This window comes from Polaribacter butkevichii (genome assembly GCF_038024105.1).
In the GTDB taxonomy this organism is placed as follows: domain Bacteria; phylum Bacteroidota; class Bacteroidia; order Flavobacteriales; family Flavobacteriaceae; genus Polaribacter; species Polaribacter butkevichii.
Genome location: NZ_CP150661.1, coordinates 2679509 through 2698756, shown reverse-complemented (window position 1 = coordinate 2698756; position 19248 = coordinate 2679509). Strand labels below are relative to the sequence as shown.

The following is a 19248-nucleotide window of genomic DNA, read 5'->3' as shown; positions in this document are numbered from 1 at the left end:
TTAATTATCTTTTTTTTGGATACAATTCAGAATATTTCTAATTTTTCTACTTCAGAAAAAACATACGTAACCATTGGTACTTTTGATGGGGTACATTTTGGGCATCAAAAAATTATTGACAAGCTTGTTTTAGAAGCTAAAAAAGCCAATAAAAAATCGGTGTTGCTTACTTTTTTTCCACACCCAAGAATGGTGTTACAAAAAGACAATTCTTTAGAGTTGATTAACACGATTGAAGAACGTGCAGAATTGCTTAAAAAAACAGGTTTAGATTACTTAATTATTCATCCTTTTAGTAGGGAATTCTCTAGAATGACGGCCTTAGAGTTTGTACGTGATGTTTTGGTAAATAAACTTAATATATCTAAATTAATTATTGGTTACGATCATCATTTTGGTAAAAATAGAGAAGGAAACATTGTTCAGCTTACTGAATACAGTCATTTATATGATTTTATTGTAGAAGAAATTCCGGCACAAGACATTGATGATGTTTCTGTAAGTTCTACCAAAATTAGACAAGCTTTAGCAGAAGGAAGTTTAAAAACCGCCAACAATTATTTAGGTTATAATTTTATGTTAAGTGGTACTGTTGTAAACGGAAAACATTTAGGCGGAACAATTGGCTTTCCAACAGCCAATATTGATGTAAAAGAAAACTATAAACTAATACCAAAAACAGGGGTTTATGTTGTGAAATCTACCCTTGATAATAAAACTGTTTTTGGAATGATGAATATTGGTAGTAGACCAACGGTTGATGGAAGCTACCAAACTATTGAAGTACATTTTTTTGATTTTAACCAAGATTTATACAACCAATACCTTACCATTGAATTGCTTTATTTTTTACGAGATGAAGAAAAGTTTAGTTCTATAGATGCTTTAATTGTTCAGCTTAAAAAAGACGAACAAACTGCTAGAGATTATATAAAAGAGAATCTTTAATTTTTTTACATAGGTTATGTTAATGCTACCTTTTTTTTAAGGAACCTTGCATCTCTTTTGCTATCACTGTTATGTGACTTCTCATTACATTCGAAGTGACAACTAGGGTGGTTTATTATACTTTCTAAATTAACATACAGTTTTGTCTTTTCGAAATGAGCTTGTTTAAGCGATTGAGAAATCTCATGAAGTTACCCAACTTTGTGTTAGCTTGTTTATGGGATTTCTCCTAATGTAGAAATGACAATTATAAAACCCTTTCAGGTTTTTAAAACCTGAAAGGGTTAAACTGAGTATTTTTTTAAGAACCACCTTCTTTAGTATTCAGAATAAGTAAATTGATTAAATTTATTTGGAATCTCTATGCGTTAAGGATAGAGCAATTGTTTGAGCTCTTTTTTGTTTTTCTACAAAAAAAGCGAGTGCGAAAGCCTGACCCTTGTGGTAACGCCCAAAAAGCGCCCCTTATAATTCTTCTTTTTGTGCTATTTTTTGTACGTATTTATAAGGAAACTTTTTATTGATGATTTCGTGGTAAATCCATTGCACAAATTATATCTTTGCATTTACAAAATTCTACAAAAATGTTACAAGTACAATTTATTAGAGACAACAAAGAAACTGTTTTAGCAGGGTTAGCAAAACGTAATTTTGCCAATGCAGAAACTATTATTGAGCAAGTTTTAACTGCAGATGAAAATAGAAGAGCTACTCAGGTTGAGTTAGACAATACGTTGGCAGAATCTAATAAAATGTCCAAAGAGATTGGTGGCTTTTTTAAGTCGGGAGAAGTGCAAAAAGCAAATCTATTAAAAGAAAAAACGGTTCAGTTAAAAGAAAAATCTAAAGAACTTGGTGAGCGTTTTAATACGTATGCAGAAGAATTACAAACACTTTTGTATCAAATACCAAACATACCGCATGCTTCTGTAAAAGCAGGAACTTCTGAAGAGGATAATGAGAAAATTTTTAGTGAAGGAACGATTCCAGATTTAGGAGAAAATGCATTACCTCACTGGGAATTAGCTAAGAAATACGATATTATAGATTTTGAATTAGGTAATAAAATTACAGGTGCTGGTTTTCCGGTTTATAAAGGAAAAGGTGCAAGATTACAACGTGCTTTAATCAATTATTTTTTAGATAAAAATACCAAAGCTGGTTATACAGAAGTGCAAGTACCACATTTGGTAAATACAGAATCTGCTACTGCAACGGGTCAATTGCCAGATAAAGACGGACAAATGTATCATGCTACAGTAGACGATTTATATTTAATTCCTACTGCAGAAATTCCTATTACCAATATGTTCCGTGGTAATTTAATGCAAGAATCAGAATTTCCAATAACAGTTACAGGTTACACGCCTTGTTTTAGACGTGAAGCAGGTAGTTATGGTGCACACGTTCGTGGATTAAATAGATTGCACCAGTTTGATAAAGTAGAAATTGTACGAATTGAGCATCCAGATAATTCTTATAATGCTTTAAATGATATGGTAGAGCATATTAAAGATATTTTAAGAGACTTAAAATTACCTTACAGAATTTTACGTTTGTGTGGTGGAGATACTGGTTTTACCTCTGCCTTAACGTTCGATTTTGAAGTGTTTTCTACAGCACAAGATAGATGGCTAGAAATTAGTTCTGCATCTAACTTTGAAACTTTTCAGGCAAATAGATTAAAACTTCGTTTTAAAAATAAAGAAGGAAAAAGCGAATTAGCGCATACCTTAAACGGAAGTTCTTTGGCTTTACCGCGTGTTTTAGCCGGTATTTTAGAGAACTACCAAACAGCAGACGGAATTAAAATTCCAGATGCTTTGGTACCTTATTGTGGGTTCGATATTATAGATTAGTACTCAGTATACAGTTGGCAGTAATCAGTTAGCTTGTTTGTGTAAAAAATTGTTTTTATACAATTGAGTACTGTTTACTGCAGCTGCAAACTGAAGACTAATTTGCAACGACAGCTACCATTAATCTTTTATATTTATTCATTTCTAATAAGGCATTTAAATACGCACTTATTTGTCCGTTTTTCATAAACTCAATTGAGTTATTTTTTGCAATTTCGTATTGTTTAGAAAAAGTATTCATCATCTTTAAATTTGATTGGTTATATACTCTATAGACAAGTTTTATGCCAAAATGTTACAAAAGGACGTTAAGAATAGCTGCCTTTAATAAAAATTTAACATTTATGTTGATTATCTTTGATTTGATATGAAAAAACTCTTTTTACTTATTTTCCTTACTATTAGTAGTATTGGCTACACTCAAAACGATTATTTGTTGGGAGAAAGTTATTACAGAGAAGGAGAATATGAAAAAGCAGCACAAGTATTTAAAAAACTATATGCTAGTAGTCCTTTTAATACATCGTACTTAAGTAGATTGATTTCTTGTTATCAAGAAACAGGCCAATTTTTAGACGTAGAAACATTATTAAAAGACAAACTAAAAAAACATGCTGAACAAGGATTTTTATATGTCTATTTAGGCTATAACTACGAAAGACAACAATTAAAAGAGCAAGCACAAGACAACTATAATTTGGCTTTAAAAACTATTGATAAAAACCCTTCTTTTGCTGGAATTATAGGCCGTATTTTTAAAGACTACAACTTGTTAGATAACGCTATTTTAGCGTATGAAAAAGCAATGACTAAGAATGAAAACGCTAATTATAGTTTTCAAATTGCACAGATTTATGGTGAAAAAGGCGATTACAAAAAAATGTTTGAAGCTTACATGAATTTGGTTGATAAAGATGACCAATACTTTAGTCTTGTTCAAAGATATACCAGTAAATACATTACCGATGATTCTGAAAATGAAGCCAACATTGTTTTTAGAAAAACATTATTAAAAAAATCTGCAAGCAACCCTAAAAATGTGTGGAATGTGTTGTTAAGTTGGCTATTTACCCAACAAAAACAGTACAATAAAGCATTGATACAAGAAAAAGCATTGTACCAAAGAAATCCTGACGATTTAACTGCAATTTTTAGATTAGGAAAAATAGCTTTTGAGAACACCAGTTACAAGGACGCAAAGGCTTGTTTTGATTTTGTTACCGAAAAATCGACCTTTAATGAAGAAAAAATTGCGGCATCTTTATACCTCGCAAAAATTGCAGTTGCCACAAAGAACCCAGACACAGAAAAGTTATTTGCTGCTCTTTTTAACGAATTTGGAAAAAATACAGCAACCATAAAATTACAAGTAGCATATGCAGATTTTTTAACTTTTCAGAAAAATAAACCTAATAAAGCTAAAGAAGTTTTAGAAGCTGCTATCAATTTTTCTAGTTCTAAATTTGATAAGGCAAGAATAAAATTAAAATTAGGAGATATTTTGGTGTTTACAGGCAACTACAACAAAGCATTAATTTATTTTTCTCAAATTCAGACGCAACTTAAAAACCACGAATTAGCACAACAAGCACGTTTTAAAGTAGCCCAAACAAGTTATTTTAAAGGCGATTTTACATGGGCTAAAGCTCAATTAAAAGTACTAAAGAGTTCTACAACACAAATGATTGCTAATGACGCTTTAGAGCTGTTTTTAAAGATTACAGACAATGAACCTGTAGATTCTATTCCTTCTGGATTAAAACAGCTAGCAAAGGCAGAATTACTATCTTATCAGAATAAAAATGAGGAAGCATTGGCGGAGTTACAAAGCTTATTTACTCCTAAAAACGTTTTTGCAAACGGATTAACTCTAGGTGATGTTATTTACGATGATGTGTTATTTTTTAAAGCAAAATTACTCATCAAACAAAAAAAATATGAGGAAGCTATCATCAGTTTTACTAAAATTATTACCGCAGATAACCAAGGAATTTATGCCGATGATGTGTATTATGAAATTGCCCAATTGTATAATAATCAATTAAACAATCCAGAAAAGGCGTCAGAATATTATCAAAAGATTATTTTTGATTATTCTTCTAGTATTTATCTAGTAGATGCCAGAAATAAATATCGAAAATTAAGAGGAGATAAACTTTTGTAAGGTTTTTAGAACCTAATAAGGTATAAATGCCTATTTAAATATACCTACAAGGTCTTAGAGACCTAGCAGGATAAAACCAAAAAAATGTACATATACAACGTAACAATAAATATAGATGAAACGGTTCATAAAGAATGGCTTACCTTTATGGAAACGCATGTTTTAAAAGTATTAAATACTGGTAGGTTTACCGCTGCAAAACTAACCGAAGTTTTGGTTGAAGAAGAAATGGGTGGTAGAACGTATTCCATACAATATACGGCCAATACAAGAGAAGATTTAGACGATTATTATAAACACGATGCAGAAAAATTACAACAGCAAAGTCTTAAAAAATTTGGTGATAAAATGTTAGCTTTTAGAACAGAGTTAAAGTTGATAAAAGAGTTTTATCCTACGCACATAGAAAATTAAGACAGTTCTAATTCTTTATTTGTTGATAATATTTTAGCCTGATAATCTAAGAGTTCTTTCTTTAAAATAAAATACCCTCTAGAAACCAAAAATTCATAACTATTTAAGGCTGCAAATAAAGTTTGAAGGTTGTTATCAAAATACGTTTGTTTACCAAAATATTGTAATTTTTCTGAGGTATATAAACTTAGAGTTTTTCTCATTTCAGCATTAATTTCAGCTGTATATAAAGCATCATCTAACATCGATTTTAACTCCTCTTTTAATTTAGTTTCTAAAGGTTCTATTCTTAAAAATTTAGATTTAATTTCATCATAAGGAGTGTTTTGACTGATAAAATCTAATTTTTCTAGCAGATCATAATAGATTTGCATCTTGTTATCAAAACCACCATCAAACTCAATTAAGTTTTTATAGAGGGCTTTAATATTTTGAGGATTAGTTGATACTTTTTCACAGTACTTATAAATACGAATATCATTATTTTTTATACTTTGTTCTAAAACCTCTAACTCTTTTTTAATATTATTAATTAAGGTATCTAGGTCTTTTTTGGAGTATTTTTCTCCATCATAGTCAAAAGTTTTAATTTTTATTTCGCCAGATTTTATCAAATTTAAGATTTCAAGATCATTTTTTAATGACAGTTCTATATAATTTCTATGAACACTCTCTGAAGAAAATAAATCTTTTCCCTTCACCTCACTATCCATTATAAAATCTTTTTCAATATCAAATTTTACAGGGTTCTTATTATCATAATACCCGTTATAAATTTCAGGAAAAGTATTATCTATATATGTTTTTTGAATTTCTTCGGCAAAATTTTCTAAGGAACTGTATACTGGTTTAGCTTCGTATTTTATATCATTAAATATTTTTTCAGTTAACTTTTCTTGGAGCTCTAATAAATTACGAAACAAGTTACCAGCCAAATTAAAATTCTGAATTTCTTTTTTAAAATCAGTCGCTTCAAGATTTTTAACTCTTTGTTCTATAGTAGGATGAGATGCCCATTGGTCTTCTATATTTAGTTTAGATTTATTATACCTATTTAAATCATTAAGTTTAATAAATGGTAATCCATTTTTAATTTCAATTTTATCTTTCTTTGCTAAGAAATTAACTAAATAACTTTGTTCTGCATAAATATTTTTACTTTTAATATTGTCAATCACTTTAGAATCATAATGTGATAAAACACCATTAAAAGCTACTTCTGCCAAATCTAGTCTTAGTAGAGAGTCTTTTAATGGTTTATAACCCGTTATGCTTGCTGCAGTTGTATCTGCATGAAATTCCATTTCTCTAGATAAAGCCATATAGCTTTTATTTAAATAATTATAAAGTTGTTTTAAAACCCATTGAATCCCTTTTACAATCTCTAAACCTATCATTACAAAAATGGCAAAATAATTACTCGTTTCTCCCCAACTTCTGGCCGCTTTATCAAATGAGTCATTATCATATAACATGTTAAATATTATTTGATTAAAATTATGAACATAACTTCCTACTTTCATACTTTTTTGACTAAAATGACCAAATTCATGAGCTAATATTGCCTTTAATTCTATTTCCGTTATTGTATTAATTAATCCCAAACCTATTTGTAAGTTCTTTTTAATAGGAAAAAACATACTCCAAAAACTAGAATCATAAAAAACAGCAGCAGTCACTTCTGGAGATAAGTATACCTTTTTAGGAAATGGTGTGCCTATTTCTTCTACCAAATTATCTATTAATTTAAAAAGTTCTGGTTGCTCAGTTCTATGTATCTCCGTTAAATGAGACAAGTCTTTTTTATTAGATTTAAAAAGAAATTTTATAATAAAAAAGAAAACTAAAACACCTAAACTAGCAAGACCAATACCCAATGCAATTGTAATTAGGTGTGGTTTTGATATAACCATAGTTATTGCACCAAAAACACAAATTACTGCAAGAGCAATGCATAAAAATACAATGAGTAGATAAACGAATAAAAAAACAACAATTGAGATAATTGCTTTTTTTGCTTGATTTTTAAAATTTTGGGAGATTTCTATTTCTTTTTTCATATTTTTTTTCAAAACACCAATATAAAAAATATAAAAAGATTTAAAACTGTCTCTTTTAATTTTTTGTACTTTATAAGAAGATCCTAAAATTAAATACAAAAGTGTTAGAGTTTGTATTACTTTTGTTTTTTAAGCATAAAACATAAACATGTCAGTTAAAGCAAAAAAACATTTAGGTCAGCATTTTTTAACGGATGAAAGCATTGCAAAAGATATTGCAGATGCTTTAACTGAAAATGGATATGAAGATGTCTTAGAAATTGGTCCTGGAATGGGGGTTTTAACCAAATACTTGTTACCAAAAAAAGCAAAAGTTACTGTAATGGAATTAGACCGCGAATCGGTTGCTTATTTACACGATACATTTCCGCTAGAACATATTAAATTAGATACTTCTAAAGAACATTTTGAAATTATTGAAGGTGATTTTTTAAAGCACAACATTCAAGATATTTTTAATAAAAAACAAGTAGCAATTATAGGGAATTTTCCTTATAACATTTCTACTCAAATTGTTTTTAAAGCGATAGAAAACAGGGAGTTTGTACCAGAATTTGCAGGTATGTTCCAGAAAGAAGTAGCCAAAAGAATTGCAGAAAAAGAAGGTAGTAAAGTTTACGGAATTCTATCTGTTTTAACGCAAGCTTTTTTTGATGTAGAATACCTTTTTACTGTACCTCCAACGGTTTTTAATCCACCTCCAAAAGTAGATTCTGGAGTTATTAGATTGATAAGAAAAAAAGATTATTCACTACCTGTTGATGAAAAATTATTTTTTAGAGTTGTAAAAACAGCCTTTAATCAACGAAGAAAAATGTTGCGTTCTAGTTTAAAATCTTTTAATCTTTCGGATACCTTAAAAGAAGAGCCTATCTTTGCGAAAAGGCCAGAACAATTATCTGTTTCTGACTTTATTTCACTGACGCAAAAATTAGCAGAAAATGACATTTGAAATCACTGATGAATTTTTAGAAAACCTATCAGAGCTTATCATTTCTAATAATGATAAAGAAATAACATCTTTATTTTCTGAAGTCCATTTTGCAGATATTGCAGAAGTTTTAGACGAAGTAAATTTTGATGAAGCTATTTATATTATTAAACTTTTAGATAGCGAAAAAACATCAGAAATTCTTACAGAATTAGATGAAGACATCCGTGAGAAAATTTTAGAAAACTTATCTGCAAAAGAAATTGCTGATGAAGTTAGAGAAATGGACACCGATGATGCTGCTGATATTATTGGAGAACTATCCGAAGAGCGTCAGCATCGAGTAATTTCTGCATTAGAAGATGATGAGCATGCAGCAGATATTAAAGAATTATTATCTTATAATGATAATTCTGCCGGAGCATTAATGGCAAAAGAATTGGTAAAAGTATACGAAACCTGGACCGTAGCCGGATGTATGCGAAGAATTAGAGGACAAGCCAAAGATGTTACCAGAGTGCATTCTATTTACGTAGTAGATAAAGAAGATAAATTGGTGGGGAGAATGTCTTTAAAAGACTTAATTATTGCCAAATCAGACCATAAAATTGCAGACATCTGTAAAGCAAAGGTAGATGCTGTAAATGTACATGAAGAAGAAGAAGCCGTAGCTAAAATAATGGCAAAATACGATTTAGAAGCCATACCCGTTGTAGATGATAATAACGTTTTGGTAGGTAGAATTACTATTGATGATATTTTAGATGTTATTAGAGAAGAAGCTGATAAAGATTACCAAATGGCGGCTGGTTTTTCTAAAGACGTAGAAGCAGATGATACTATTTGGGAACTTACAAAAGCACGTTTACCTTGGTTAATTCTTGCTCTCTTTGGAGGCTTTATTTCTGTTTCTGTTTTAGGTAGTTTTGATGGTGCTATGAAAAATTTTCCAGAACTATTTTTCTTTACCCCATTAATTGCTGCCATGGCAGGTAATGTAGGTGTACAATCTTCTGCAATTATTGTACAAGGTTTGGCAAACGACAGTTTAAAAGGCTCTTTATTTAAAAGACTTTTAAAAGAAATTTTACAAGGCTTTTTAAACGGTTTTGTATTAGCAACTTTATTAATGTCTGCAGGAATGTTGTTTTTAGGTTTTAATATCAATCTAGGAATTACTGTAGCGGCATCTTTAATTTCTGTAATTATTATTGCCTCAATTATTGGAACATTTATTCCTATTATTTTAGCAAAAAAAGGCGTCGATCCTGCATTGGCAACAGGGCCATTTATTACTACAAGTAATGATATTTTAGGTATCTTAATCTACTTTAGTATTGCTAAATTAGTATTAGGTTTTTAAGCCTTTACTTTTTAAAGCAATTTATTTCTCACAAAATAAAGCACTCAAAACAAAATTATAAAAGAGCATAAAAAAAACCTTTCAGGTAAACTGAAAGGTTTTATTCTTTTTCCTTGTTTCGATATCCATACAGGTATCTGCAATAATTCCCCAATTATAAATATATAATTATATAACAAAAATACAACTTATCTAAAACTAGAACATGTAAAAAACCGAAAGTAAAAATGTGGTTTTCCGCAGAAAAGAATATTTTCTAGACAAAAACTATAAAAAAAATCCTTAAAAATTAATCTATAATACCTAATTCTTTCGCTTTAAGCACCAAATCAGTATTATTTTTAGCGTTTAAATCGGCTCTTAAATTACATAATTTAGTTTCTATAGAACGTAGTTTTATAGGAGTATCATCTGCCTTAGTTATCACCCCTTCTAAATTGCTTATTTTAGGATAATTAGGAAGCTCTTTTAAAATTTGAACAGCTACATCATCCATTTGTATCTGAACGATGTTTCTACGCATTATTTTTTGATGAATTTCATGCGTGTAATAGTAATCGTTGGCTAACATTTTTTGAACCGCAAAACCAATTTCTGTAGCATCGCATTTACTTTTTAATAAATAAGCATTAGGATTTAAATTACTAATAACATTATACACTCTATTGGTTTCTGTATGCCCAGTAATCACCGCTATTTTAATATCAAATTCGTTATTTTTAATGGCTTTTATCAATTCTTCTCCTCCATCTAAATTTGTTTCGTCTGTAGTATTATCAAAACTTAAATCTGTAAATAATAATTGAAAAGGATGAGTCTTTTGGTGCTGTTTAATCAACTGAAAAGCGTCATCACAATTATTAGAGGTAACCACATCAAAATCTCCCACTTCTTTTAACGAACAAATAATACCTTGTAACACTAATTGATGATCATCAACAATTAAAATTTTTGTTTTATTTTCCATTTTTAGGGATTTCAATATCAATACTTGTTCCTTCTCCTATCTTACTTTCAATAATAAAAATACCATTAATTTCTTCTACTCTTTCTTTCATATTTTTTAAGCCAATTCCACTTTTCTTATCCTCTATATTAAATCCGTTCCCGTTATCTAAAATGGTTAAAAAAACAGCATTTTTTGTCTCTTTAAAACTTATAGTAATCTCTTTTGCTGCTGCGTGTTTTTTAGTGTTTTGAATACTTTCTCTTATCGATAAAAATAATGTTCTTTTTATAGCATTATTAATTTCTTGCCAATTTACACTATCTATTTCTTGTACTTTTATTCTAAAATTAACTTCAAAAAAATCTGATACTAAGTTAATTATCTGATCTTTAAAAGATACTTTATCAAAACTTTCACTACTTAATTGATGTGATAAATTTCGAACATTGTCTTTTATAACATCTAAACTTTTGGCTTCTTCTACCAGATTGGTTTTTGCCAACCTTAAGTGCAACATTCTAATATCACCGGCAACCTCATCGTGTAAAGATTTTGCTATTTGTTGTCGCTCTTTTTCTCTTACTTCTACCTGCTGTAACTTTGCATCAAAAAGCATTTTCTTACGTCTACTAGAAACAATACTTGCCCCAAAACCAATAAATAAAAGACTTCCTGCTGCAAGCAACCAACCAATTGTTTTTTGTTGTTTTTCTTTTTCTAACTCTAATTGTTTTCTAGTATTTTCTTCTTTTAAATGATCATTTTCTATGTCCTTCTTTTCAGTTTCATACCTTACTTTAGCAAACTGATTTTTTAAAGATCTTTCTCTTCTATACAAACTGTCATTTAATATAAAATGCTCTTCTAAAAGTAACCTTCCTTTTTCTCCTTTTATTAAGGTTGATAAACGAAAAAGGTTTTCTAAAATATATCGATTATAGCTTATTTCTTTGGCTTTTTCTAAGCCCTTTTTAGAATGATAAATGGCTTTTTTAATATTATTTTCATCTTTATAAAAATCGCCTAAAATAGAATGAGAAATAACCAAACCTCTTTTATAGTTTCTCTTTTCTCTCAATTTTAAGACTTCTAAATATCCTTTTAAAGCTATTTTTTTATTACCCAACATAAAGTTATTGTAAGAAAAACCCGCCAATGCAGATTCATATCTGTAATCACTTTTATATTTAAGACTGTCTATAGATAAACTTTTATTAAAATATTCTATTGCTTTTTGGTTATTTCCTTCAGATTCGTAGGTATTTGCTAAATGGTTATATAACCTAGCCTTTTCATATTTTATTTTTAAATGCGGACTTTTCTTTTGAAGTTCAAAAAATTTTAAATAATTTTTTCTAGCTTCTTCTTGTCTTTCCGTCATAAACATTACGTTTCCTAAACGTTCATACAAAAGCCCCGCAAAAAAAACCTCATAAGGCGACTTTTTAAAACCAAACTTTGCAATATGTGGCTCTACAAAACGCAACCCTTCTATAATAGAATTTTCGCTGCCTAAATAATCTTTTTCATCATACTGAATGGCAGCCATAGGAAGCAATCTTCTTGTTGCTTCGAGAGAATCTTTTAATAGAACAGAAATATTTTTAGACTTGTTATAATAATAAAAAGTACTGTCTGGTTTAAATTGAAGTTTAAAATACAGTGCTCTATAATAATACTCTTTGGCCAAAACCGTAGTGTCTTTAGTTTTAGTATAATATTGGTGCAGTTTTTTTGCAGACAGCTCTAAATTAACCAAATCTTCATTAAAAAAACTACGCTTACCAAAATTAACATACGTACACTTTAGTATAGAATCGCTTTTACTTTTTTCTGCTAATAAAAATGCTTTTTGGGGTAAATTAGTTTGTTTTGTCTTTTTATATTCTTTTAATAAAACACTAATAGAATCACCATCTTTTTTTTGAGAAAACACGGTAAAACTGAGTAAAAAAAGTAAAAAAAGAGTCTTTTTGGGGGTAAAAGATAAACATCTTAATTTTTCAAGAAATTTATATTTAGTCATCTTTTACAATGATTCAAATTTATTGTTAATTCTTTAAAATCTTTTTCTTTTAACATCATTAAAATAGGGAATTTTTTAGATTCTTTAAAAATAGAATTTTAGAATTAAAAATCAACTATAAATTATTCATTTTCTGAAATAAATCCCACAAAACAACACCTGTAGTTACAGAAATATTTAAAGAATGTTTGGTACCCAACTGCGGAATTTCAATACACAAATCTGAGGCACTTACCACTTCTTGCTGCACTCCTTTTACTTCATTACCCATTACAATAGCATATTTTTCTCCTTCCGTCGGATAAAAAGTATTTAGTTTTGTACTATTTTCTGCTTGTTCAATTGCCAATACTTTAACGCCGTCTGCTTTTAATTTTTCTACTAAAGTTAAGGTATCTTCTACATACTCCCAAGCAACAGATTCGGTTGCTCCCAAAGCTGTTTTATGAATGTCTTTGTTAGGCGGAGTTGCACAAATACCACATAAATAGATTTTTTCTATCAAAAAAGCATCACTAGTTCTAAAAACAGAACCAATGTTGTTTAAACTTCTAATATTGTCTAATACTACTATAATTGGGGTTTTCTCTACAGTTTTAAATTCATCTACTGTAATTCTACCTAACTCGTTATTCTTTAATTTTCTCATATCTTGTGAATAAGTTCACTGCAAACTGCTACTGAATACTGCTTACTAATTTTTATCTTCGCAAAACTAACTGAAAATTTCCAAAAACTTGGCAAAATCAAAACCAAAAAAGGTAACTCCTTTAATGAAACAATACAATGCAATCAAGAATAAATATCCTGATGCGATGTTACTTTTTAGAGTAGGAGATTTTTACGAAACTTTTGGTGAAGACGCTAAAAAAGCTGCCGGAGTTTTAGGAATTACATTGACAAAACGTGGCGCTGGTAGTGAAACAGAAACTGCCTTGGCAGGTTTTCCGCATCACTCTTTAAATACCTATTTGCCTAAGTTGGTAAAAGCAGGAATGCGTGTTGCTATTTGCGACCAGTTAGAAGACCCAAAAATGACCAAAACCATTGTAAAACGTGGTGTTACAGAATTGGTTACGCCTGGTGTTTCTTTAAACGACGAAGTTTTACAAACCAAAACAAACAACTTTTTAGCGGCTGTTCATTTTGATAAAAAACAACTCGGAATTTCATTTCTTGATGTTTCTACAGGTGAATATTTGGTAGCGCAAGGAAATGCAGAATACATAGATAAATTGTTGCAAAATTTTAGTCCGAGTGAAGTTTTGGTTCAGAAACAACACAAGCAACAATTTTTAGAATTATTTGAAAACCGATATTATACATTTTATTTAGACGATTGGGTTTTTCAAAAGGAATATGCAAACGAAACCTTGCACAATCATTTTGAGGTTAAAAGTTTAAAAGGTTTTGGTATTGCAGATGTTAAAAACGGAATTATTGCTGCCGGAGCCGTTATGTATTACCTTTCGGAAACGCAACACAATCAACTAAAACACATTCAGCATATTAGCAGAATTGCAGAAGACAATTATGTTTGGATGGACCGTTTTACGGTTCGAAATTTAGAATTGTATAATCCAAATTCTATCAATGCAGTCACGCTTTTAAATGTTATTGATAAAACCATTTCGCCAATGGGCGGAAGACTTTTAAAACGTTGGTTGGCATTGCCATTAAAAAATATCGACGAAATTAAAAATCGTCATGAATTGGTAAAGTTTTTTATAGATTCAGATAAATTTTCACAAACGGTAACCTACCAACTAAAACAAATATCAGATTTAGAACGATTAATTTCTAAAGTAGCAACTGGTAAAGCATCACCAAGAGAAATTGTACTTTTAAAAGATTCTTTAAAAGCGATTCTGCCGATAAAAGCATCCGCAGAAAACAGTAAAAATAATACAGTAAAAGCACTCGGAAATCAATTACATACGTGTGCAGATTTAATAGAAAAAGTTTCGCAAACGTTGTTTGATGATGCTCCGGTAAACATCAATAAAGGGAATGCAATTGCTACAGGAGTTCATCAAGAATTAGACGATTTACGTGCCATTTCTAACTCTGGTAAAGAGTATTTAGACAATATGTTAGCACGTGAAACGGAACGAACCGGAATTACAAGTTTAAAGATTTCGTTCAACAACGTTTTTGGCTATTATATAGAAGTTAGAAACTCGCATAAAGACAAAGTTCCACAAGAATGGATTCGTAAACAAACCTTGGTAAATGCAGAGCGTTATATTACCGAGGAATTAAAAGAATACGAAACCAAAATTTTAGGTGCCGAAGAAAAAATAGCCAAATTAGAGCAAGATATTTTTACTAAATTATTACAGTACATCATTCAATATGTACAGATAGTCCAAGAAAATGCACAGGTTATCGCAAAAATAGATTGTTTACTCTCTTTTTCTGTTTTGGCTATTGAGAACAATTATGTGCGCCCAATTATGGATGAAAGCACCGATTTAGAAATTAAAAATGGTCGTCATCCAGTAATTGAAAAACAGTTACCTATAGATCAAACGTATATTGCCAATGATGTTGTTTTAAATAGAACGCAACAACAAATAATTATGATTACTGGGCCGAATATGTCTGGTAAATCGGCCATTTTAAGACAAACAGCATTAATTGTTTTATTGGCACAAATGGGAAGTTATGTTCCGGCTCAGAATGCAAAAATTGGTATTGTAGACAAGATTTTTACGCGTGTTGGTGCCAGTGATAATATTTCTATGGGCGAATCTACTTTTATGGTAGAAATGAATGAAACGGCATCGATCTTAAATAACGTTTCTGAGCGCAGTTTAATTCTTTTAGATGAAATTGGTAGAGGAACGTCTACTTATGACGGAATTTCGATTGCTTGGGCTATATCCGAGTTCTTACACGAGCATCCAACCAAAGCAAAAACACTATTTGCAACACATTATCATGAGTTAAATGAAATGACTACCACTTTTGAGCGCATTAAAAACTTTAATGTGTCTGTAAAAGAATTAGAAAACACCATTATTTTCTTACGTAAACTGGTTTCTGGTGGTTCTGATCATAGTTTTGGTATTCATGTCGCTAAATTAGCTGGAATGCCAAATATGGTGATTCATAGAGCTAATAAAATATTAGCACAATTAGAAAAAAACAATAAAAGTGCCGAAGTTAAAGATGTTTTAAAACAAACTCAAGAGGAAGAAATGCAACTAAGTTTCTTTCAGTTAGACGATCCTTTGTTAGAAAACATTAAAGAGGAAATTCTTGCTACAAACATTGATACCTTAACTCCTATTGAAGCCTTGATGAAATTGAACGAAATTAAACGAATGTTGATTAAAAAGTAATGGTAAACAATTTAAAACAAGGTTTTTTCGGAATCGGAATTCAGAATGGAAAAACGCCTGAAAATTTAGGTGTTTTATGGCGCTCTGCCCAAAATATGGGAGCCAGTTTTATTTTTACCATTGGCAATCGTTATGCTAAACAAGCTTGCGACACACACAAAGCTACAGGTGCAATGCCTTATTTTCATTACGAAACTTTTGAAGATTTCTTTAACAACCTCCCAAAAGGCGCTATGTTAGTTGGTGTAGAATTAGATGAAAAAGCGGTACAATTAGAAACTTTTACACACCCAAGACGTTGTGTTTACTTATTAGGCGCAGAAGATCATGGAATGTCTAAATTAGCTATTGAAAAATCGCATCATTTGGTAAAGTTTAAATCGGAATTAAGTTTAAATGTGTCTGTTGCCGGAAGTATTATTATGTACGATCGGCAAGCGAAATTTAATTTTTAGGTGTAATACAATGAAAATTACTATCTATTAAGAAACAACGGTTAGTTTATAAAAAATAGTAGAAAAGCACAAACTTTGTAGTTTGCACTTAACTGCTATTTTTTATATACCCTTTTATAATATAAGTTTAAACTTTACTTAGAAAAAGTTTTATACTCTACCCGCTTTTAGAAACTAAAAGTATTTACACTATAGTTATACTTTGTTGGTTGTATTTTTTACAATTTAAGGTTAAATCTAAGGTCAAGTGCCGCTGTAATACCATTAATTTCATTTTCTCCCCAAGCATAACCCGCTCCAATTGCAAACTCAAAAATTAAATTATCAGAAACACTACGTCTTAATCCATATTTTGGTATAATACCAAATGATTTGTTTACATTAAGGTTTTCTCGGTTACTAGACGATAATAAATCTGGAACATAAAAAAATTCGGAACTGATATAATTAGCAGAATTATTTTTGGTTTTTTTGCCTTTATCTTCTCGTTTTTTTAAATTATAATAAAATCTAGGTTCTAAACTAAATACTGTTGTAAACACATAATCTACCTTATCGTTTGTCCCTTTTAAAAAACCTCCTTCATAACCAACTTCACTATTTAAAGTAAAATTATTACTTAAAGCTTTTTCATAACTTACCCAACCACCTATTAATCCTGCTTTTAAACCAAAAACATCTACCGTATTTTTATTTTCTTGTGAGTAAGTAACAAAAAATGCACTTAAAAAAATTGCTGTTATAATTTTCTTCATTATTATAAATTTATTTCTATTTTTAATTCTATACTTTATATCGTATAGATTTTTTTTAATCTTAAAGAATTATAAAAAACCAAGATTTAAGCTTTAACACTAAGAATCTTGGTCTTTAAAAAAATGAGCGCAATAAAATGAGATTTAGATTAAAAAACCATTCTTTTACCGTGCCATTGGCCATTTCTTTTTGCCATTCCAAATGCACTCATTCCTGTTAATGAAGGATTATTAAAATTAAAGTTCCAAGATGAAATACTAAAACTTCCACCACTTCCTGTTCCAAAATTATAAGTAATTTGAGGTGTAACAATACCAAAATCAATGATATTCTCTCTTTTATCACAATTTGTACAACTTTCAGAAAAATCATAAAACTGAACCCAAGTAGAAGTTTGAGTAGTAACAACAACTCCCATTTTCTTTAATTGTCTGTTACTATGAGATTGCAATAAACCTTTAGCCGTATTAAAAAGTTGTTCATAAATAAATTCGCGAACATCTTCTTCATCATTAAAAGGAGATAAAGGAGCACCAATTGCAACTTCTATAATAAAATCTACTTTGTTAGCAAAAGGTAAATTAGGTACAGGAATGTTACCTGCAAAAACAGAGTTGTAATAACCATTGACTGTCTCAAACATTTTACCATTATGTAAATAGATTCTTGCTGGCTGGTAATTAAGTAATGCTGCCGCTGGTGTTGGATGAGTAAATTTCCAAGTTAAACTATTAACTCCCAATGCAACTTCATCAGTATCTTGCTTTCTCCATAAACCAGTCCAACCTTTTTTCTGGTGCTTAGTTTTTATACCAATAACATAGCCTAAAAAGATATCAATATTATAGTATTTTATTTTTACTCTCTTTTTACTTTCATATTGATCTATACACACTTTGGTAGTACCAAATAAATTACCAAGCCAAGGTTTAGCACCAGAACATTGGTCTAATCCGTTAGAAATTATAGCTAATTGCGCATTTGGCGTTCCGCTTGATGAACTTGATCCTGAACCACTACTTCCTCCAGAACTTCCTCCTCCAGTGCTACCGCCTCCGCTACAAGGAGCATTATCTACTTCTGCAATAAAATATTCAAAATTTTGAACTTGTTGTAACCCACCACATGGGTTATTTTCTTCTATATATGCTAATTTTGTTGCTTCTGGTGTAGGTTCAAGTAAGTTTTTTGAAATCTGCTTTTTTTCTAAATAAGTATTTAAACTTTTAACCTCCTTTGCATCGGCTATAAATAAACCTGTATCTGTATATTTATATACCTTATCTTTTACTTGAAGTTCTGCATCTTGATTAAGAAAACTAGTAAAAACGTCTTCTCCAAAAATGTCTTCTAAATCATCAAAATTTTCTAATAAATCTTCATTTGTTGAAGATGTTTTTTGTTGTAAACCATTTTTATTTGATTTAGATTTTATTTTAGCCAAATGCCTTGAAACTTCAACCTCTTCTGTTTGCTCATTTACAATTGGTTTTAAAGAATAAAAATCTTTAGAGTAAAATTTTCTTTGAAGTAATTCTGCTAAATCATTTTCATTTTTTTCTCTTAATTCGGCATAATAACTTTGAAAAATTGATTTGTTTGGGAAATATAATCGCCCATTTAAAACTTGAATTTCATCATAATTTACAGCTTGTGCTTTTTCTTGAATGTTTTCGGTTTCTAGTTCATCACTACAAGATGTGAACAGCAACATGAAAGCTGCTAAAATTGAAAAATAATTAAATTTCATTGTACATTTTTTTTGTTAGCTCCTATATATATTAAATTTAAGACCGTATTTCGGAGTTAATTACAATCTTTTACTTTTATCTTTTCCTCTTTTAAGTGGTCTTTAATTATTTTAAATTCACACCCAATTATAGTATTTAACTACTCTATTTTAATATGTAAACACCGTTATTATTTATATTAAATTATACTATAATTTAGTAATCTTAAACCAAGAATATTTTACT

15 protein-coding genes are annotated in these 19248 nt (G+C 29.9%); 8 read left to right on the top strand and 7 right to left on the bottom strand.

The window, feature by feature from the left end:
* Positions 1-15: 15 nt before the first annotated feature.
* Positions 16-948, top strand: coding sequence for a bifunctional riboflavin kinase/FAD synthetase (locus WG951_RS11610; protein WP_105049646.1), 933 nt, complete (start codon positions 16-18; stop codon positions 946-948).
* Positions 949-1532: 584 nt separating this feature from the next.
* On the top strand, positions 1533-2807 hold the full coding sequence (gene serS / locus WG951_RS11605; protein WP_105049647.1) for a serine--tRNA ligase: 1275 nt from the start codon (positions 1533-1535) through the stop codon (positions 2805-2807).
* 97 nt (positions 2808-2904) lie between these two features.
* Here the strand turns inward: serS and WG951_RS11600 are convergent, their stop codons facing one another.
* Entirely contained in the window at positions 2905-3051 is a 147-nt protein-coding gene (locus WG951_RS11600) for a hypothetical protein (protein WP_170062904.1), read from the bottom strand.
* Positions 3052-3174: 123 nt separating this feature from the next.
* Between WG951_RS11600 and WG951_RS11595 the strand changes: the two genes are divergently transcribed.
* Together WG951_RS11595 and WG951_RS11590 are read left to right on the top strand one after the other, a co-directional pair.
* Complete coding sequence (locus WG951_RS11595; protein WP_105049648.1) at positions 3175-4971, top strand: tetratricopeptide repeat protein; 1797 nt, start codon at positions 3175-3177, stop codon at positions 4969-4971.
* A gap of 84 nt (positions 4972-5055) precedes the next feature.
* On the top strand, positions 5056-5385 hold the full coding sequence (locus tag WG951_RS11590) for a DUF4286 family protein (protein WP_105049649.1): 330 nt from the start codon (positions 5056-5058) through the stop codon (positions 5383-5385).
* Here WG951_RS11590 and WG951_RS11585 read toward each other — a convergent pair.
* Positions 5382-7445: a M48 family metalloprotease gene (locus WG951_RS11585; RefSeq protein WP_105050597.1), complete on the bottom strand. Its 2064-nt coding sequence runs from the start codon at positions 7443-7445 to the stop codon at positions 5382-5384. The two genes, WG951_RS11590 and WG951_RS11585, sit on opposite strands and share 4 nt — an antisense overlap.
* 148 nt (positions 7446-7593) lie before the next feature.
* On the opposite strand from WG951_RS11585, the gene rsmA reads away from it, so the two are divergent.
* On the top strand, positions 7594-8397 hold the full coding sequence (gene rsmA / locus WG951_RS11580; RefSeq protein WP_105049650.1) for a 16S rRNA (adenine(1518)-N(6)/adenine(1519)-N(6))-dimethyltransferase RsmA: 804 nt from the start codon (positions 7594-7596) through the stop codon (positions 8395-8397).
* Positions 8387-9739 (top strand): magnesium transporter, encoded by a 1353-nt coding sequence (gene mgtE / locus WG951_RS11575; protein WP_105049651.1) that lies wholly within the window; start codon positions 8387-8389, stop codon positions 9737-9739. The genes rsmA and mgtE overlap by 11 nt, the downstream gene beginning before the upstream one ends.
* 289 nt (positions 9740-10028) lie before the next feature.
* Here mgtE and WG951_RS11570 read toward each other — a convergent pair whose 3' ends face one another.
* The 3 genes from WG951_RS11570 to WG951_RS11560 all read right to left on the bottom strand — a co-directional run bounded on the left by WG951_RS11570 (position 10029) and on the right by WG951_RS11560 (position 13363).
* Positions 10029-10706, bottom strand: coding sequence for a response regulator transcription factor (locus tag WG951_RS11570; RefSeq protein ID WP_105049652.1), 678 nt, complete (start codon positions 10704-10706; stop codon positions 10029-10031).
* A complete protein-coding gene (locus WG951_RS11565; protein WP_170062909.1) occupies positions 10696-12624 on the bottom strand; it encodes a tetratricopeptide repeat-containing sensor histidine kinase in 1929 nt (642 codons plus the stop codon). The genes WG951_RS11570 and WG951_RS11565 overlap by 11 nt, the downstream gene beginning before the upstream one ends.
* A 205-nt stretch (positions 12625-12829) precedes the next feature.
* On the bottom strand, positions 12830-13363 hold the full coding sequence (locus tag WG951_RS11560; RefSeq protein WP_105049654.1) for an RNA methyltransferase: 534 nt from the start codon (positions 13361-13363) through the stop codon (positions 12830-12832).
* Between the two features lie 124 nt (positions 13364-13487).
* On the opposite strand from WG951_RS11560, the gene mutS reads away from it, so the two are divergent.
* Together mutS and WG951_RS11550 are read left to right on the top strand one after the other, a co-directional pair.
* Positions 13488-16061 carry a DNA mismatch repair protein MutS gene (gene mutS, locus WG951_RS11555; RefSeq protein WP_394365387.1) on the top strand — a complete coding sequence of 858 codons (2574 nt, stop codon included), beginning with the start codon at positions 13488-13490 and terminating at the stop codon, positions 16059-16061.
* Positions 16061-16516 (top strand): RNA methyltransferase, encoded by a 456-nt coding sequence (locus tag WG951_RS11550; protein ID WP_105049656.1) that lies wholly within the window; start codon positions 16061-16063, stop codon positions 16514-16516. The genes mutS and WG951_RS11550 overlap by 1 nt, the downstream gene beginning before the upstream one ends.
* Before the next feature lie 218 nt (positions 16517-16734).
* On the opposite strand, the gene WG951_RS11545 is transcribed toward WG951_RS11550, so the two are convergent.
* Both WG951_RS11545 and WG951_RS11540 read right to left on the bottom strand, forming a co-directional pair.
* The gene (locus WG951_RS11545; protein WP_105049657.1) at positions 16735-17271 is read right to left on the bottom strand and encodes a hypothetical protein; all 537 of its coding nucleotides are present in this window, start codon (positions 17269-17271) and stop codon (positions 16735-16737) included.
* A gap of 149 nt (positions 17272-17420) precedes the next feature.
* Positions 17421-19022 carry a hypothetical protein gene (locus WG951_RS11540; protein ID WP_146105290.1) on the bottom strand — a complete coding sequence of 534 codons (1602 nt, stop codon included), beginning with the start codon at positions 19020-19022 and terminating at the stop codon, positions 17421-17423.
* Positions 19023-19248: the final 226 nt, after the last annotated feature.

Coding starts and splice junctions, on each gene's coding strand:
- mutS (WP_394365387.1), top strand. CDS start 13,488: ATGAAACAATACAATGCAATCAAGAATAAATATCCTGATGCGATGTTA.
- WG951_RS11590 (WP_105049649.1), top strand. CDS start 5,056: ATGTACATATACAACGTAACAATAAATATAGATGAAACGGTTCATAAA.
- rsmA (WP_105049650.1), top strand. CDS start 7,594: ATGTCAGTTAAAGCAAAAAAACATTTAGGTCAGCATTTTTTAACGGAT.
- WG951_RS11600 (WP_170062904.1), bottom strand. CDS start 3,051: ATGATGAATACTTTTTCTAAACAATACGAAATTGCAAAAAATAACTCA.
- WG951_RS11540 (WP_146105290.1), bottom strand. CDS start 19,022: ATGAAATTTAATTATTTTTCAATTTTAGCAGCTTTCATGTTGCTGTTC.
- WG951_RS11550 (WP_105049656.1), top strand. CDS start 16,061: ATGGTAAACAATTTAAAACAAGGTTTTTTCGGAATCGGAATTCAGAAT.
- WG951_RS11545 (WP_105049657.1), bottom strand. CDS start 17,271: ATGAAGAAAATTATAACAGCAATTTTTTTAAGTGCATTTTTTGTTACT.
- mgtE (WP_105049651.1), top strand. CDS start 8,387: ATGACATTTGAAATCACTGATGAATTTTTAGAAAACCTATCAGAGCTT.
- WG951_RS11570 (WP_105049652.1), bottom strand. CDS start 10,706: ATGGAAAATAAAACAAAAATTTTAATTGTTGATGATCATCAATTAGTG.
- serS (WP_105049647.1), top strand. CDS start 1,533: ATGTTACAAGTACAATTTATTAGAGACAACAAAGAAACTGTTTTAGCA.
- WG951_RS11595 (WP_105049648.1), top strand. CDS start 3,175: ATGAAAAAACTCTTTTTACTTATTTTCCTTACTATTAGTAGTATTGGC.
- WG951_RS11560 (WP_105049654.1), bottom strand. CDS start 13,363: ATGAGAAAATTAAAGAATAACGAGTTAGGTAGAATTACAGTAGATGAA.
- WG951_RS11585 (WP_105050597.1), bottom strand. CDS start 7,445: ATGAAAAAAGAAATAGAAATCTCCCAAAATTTTAAAAATCAAGCAAAA.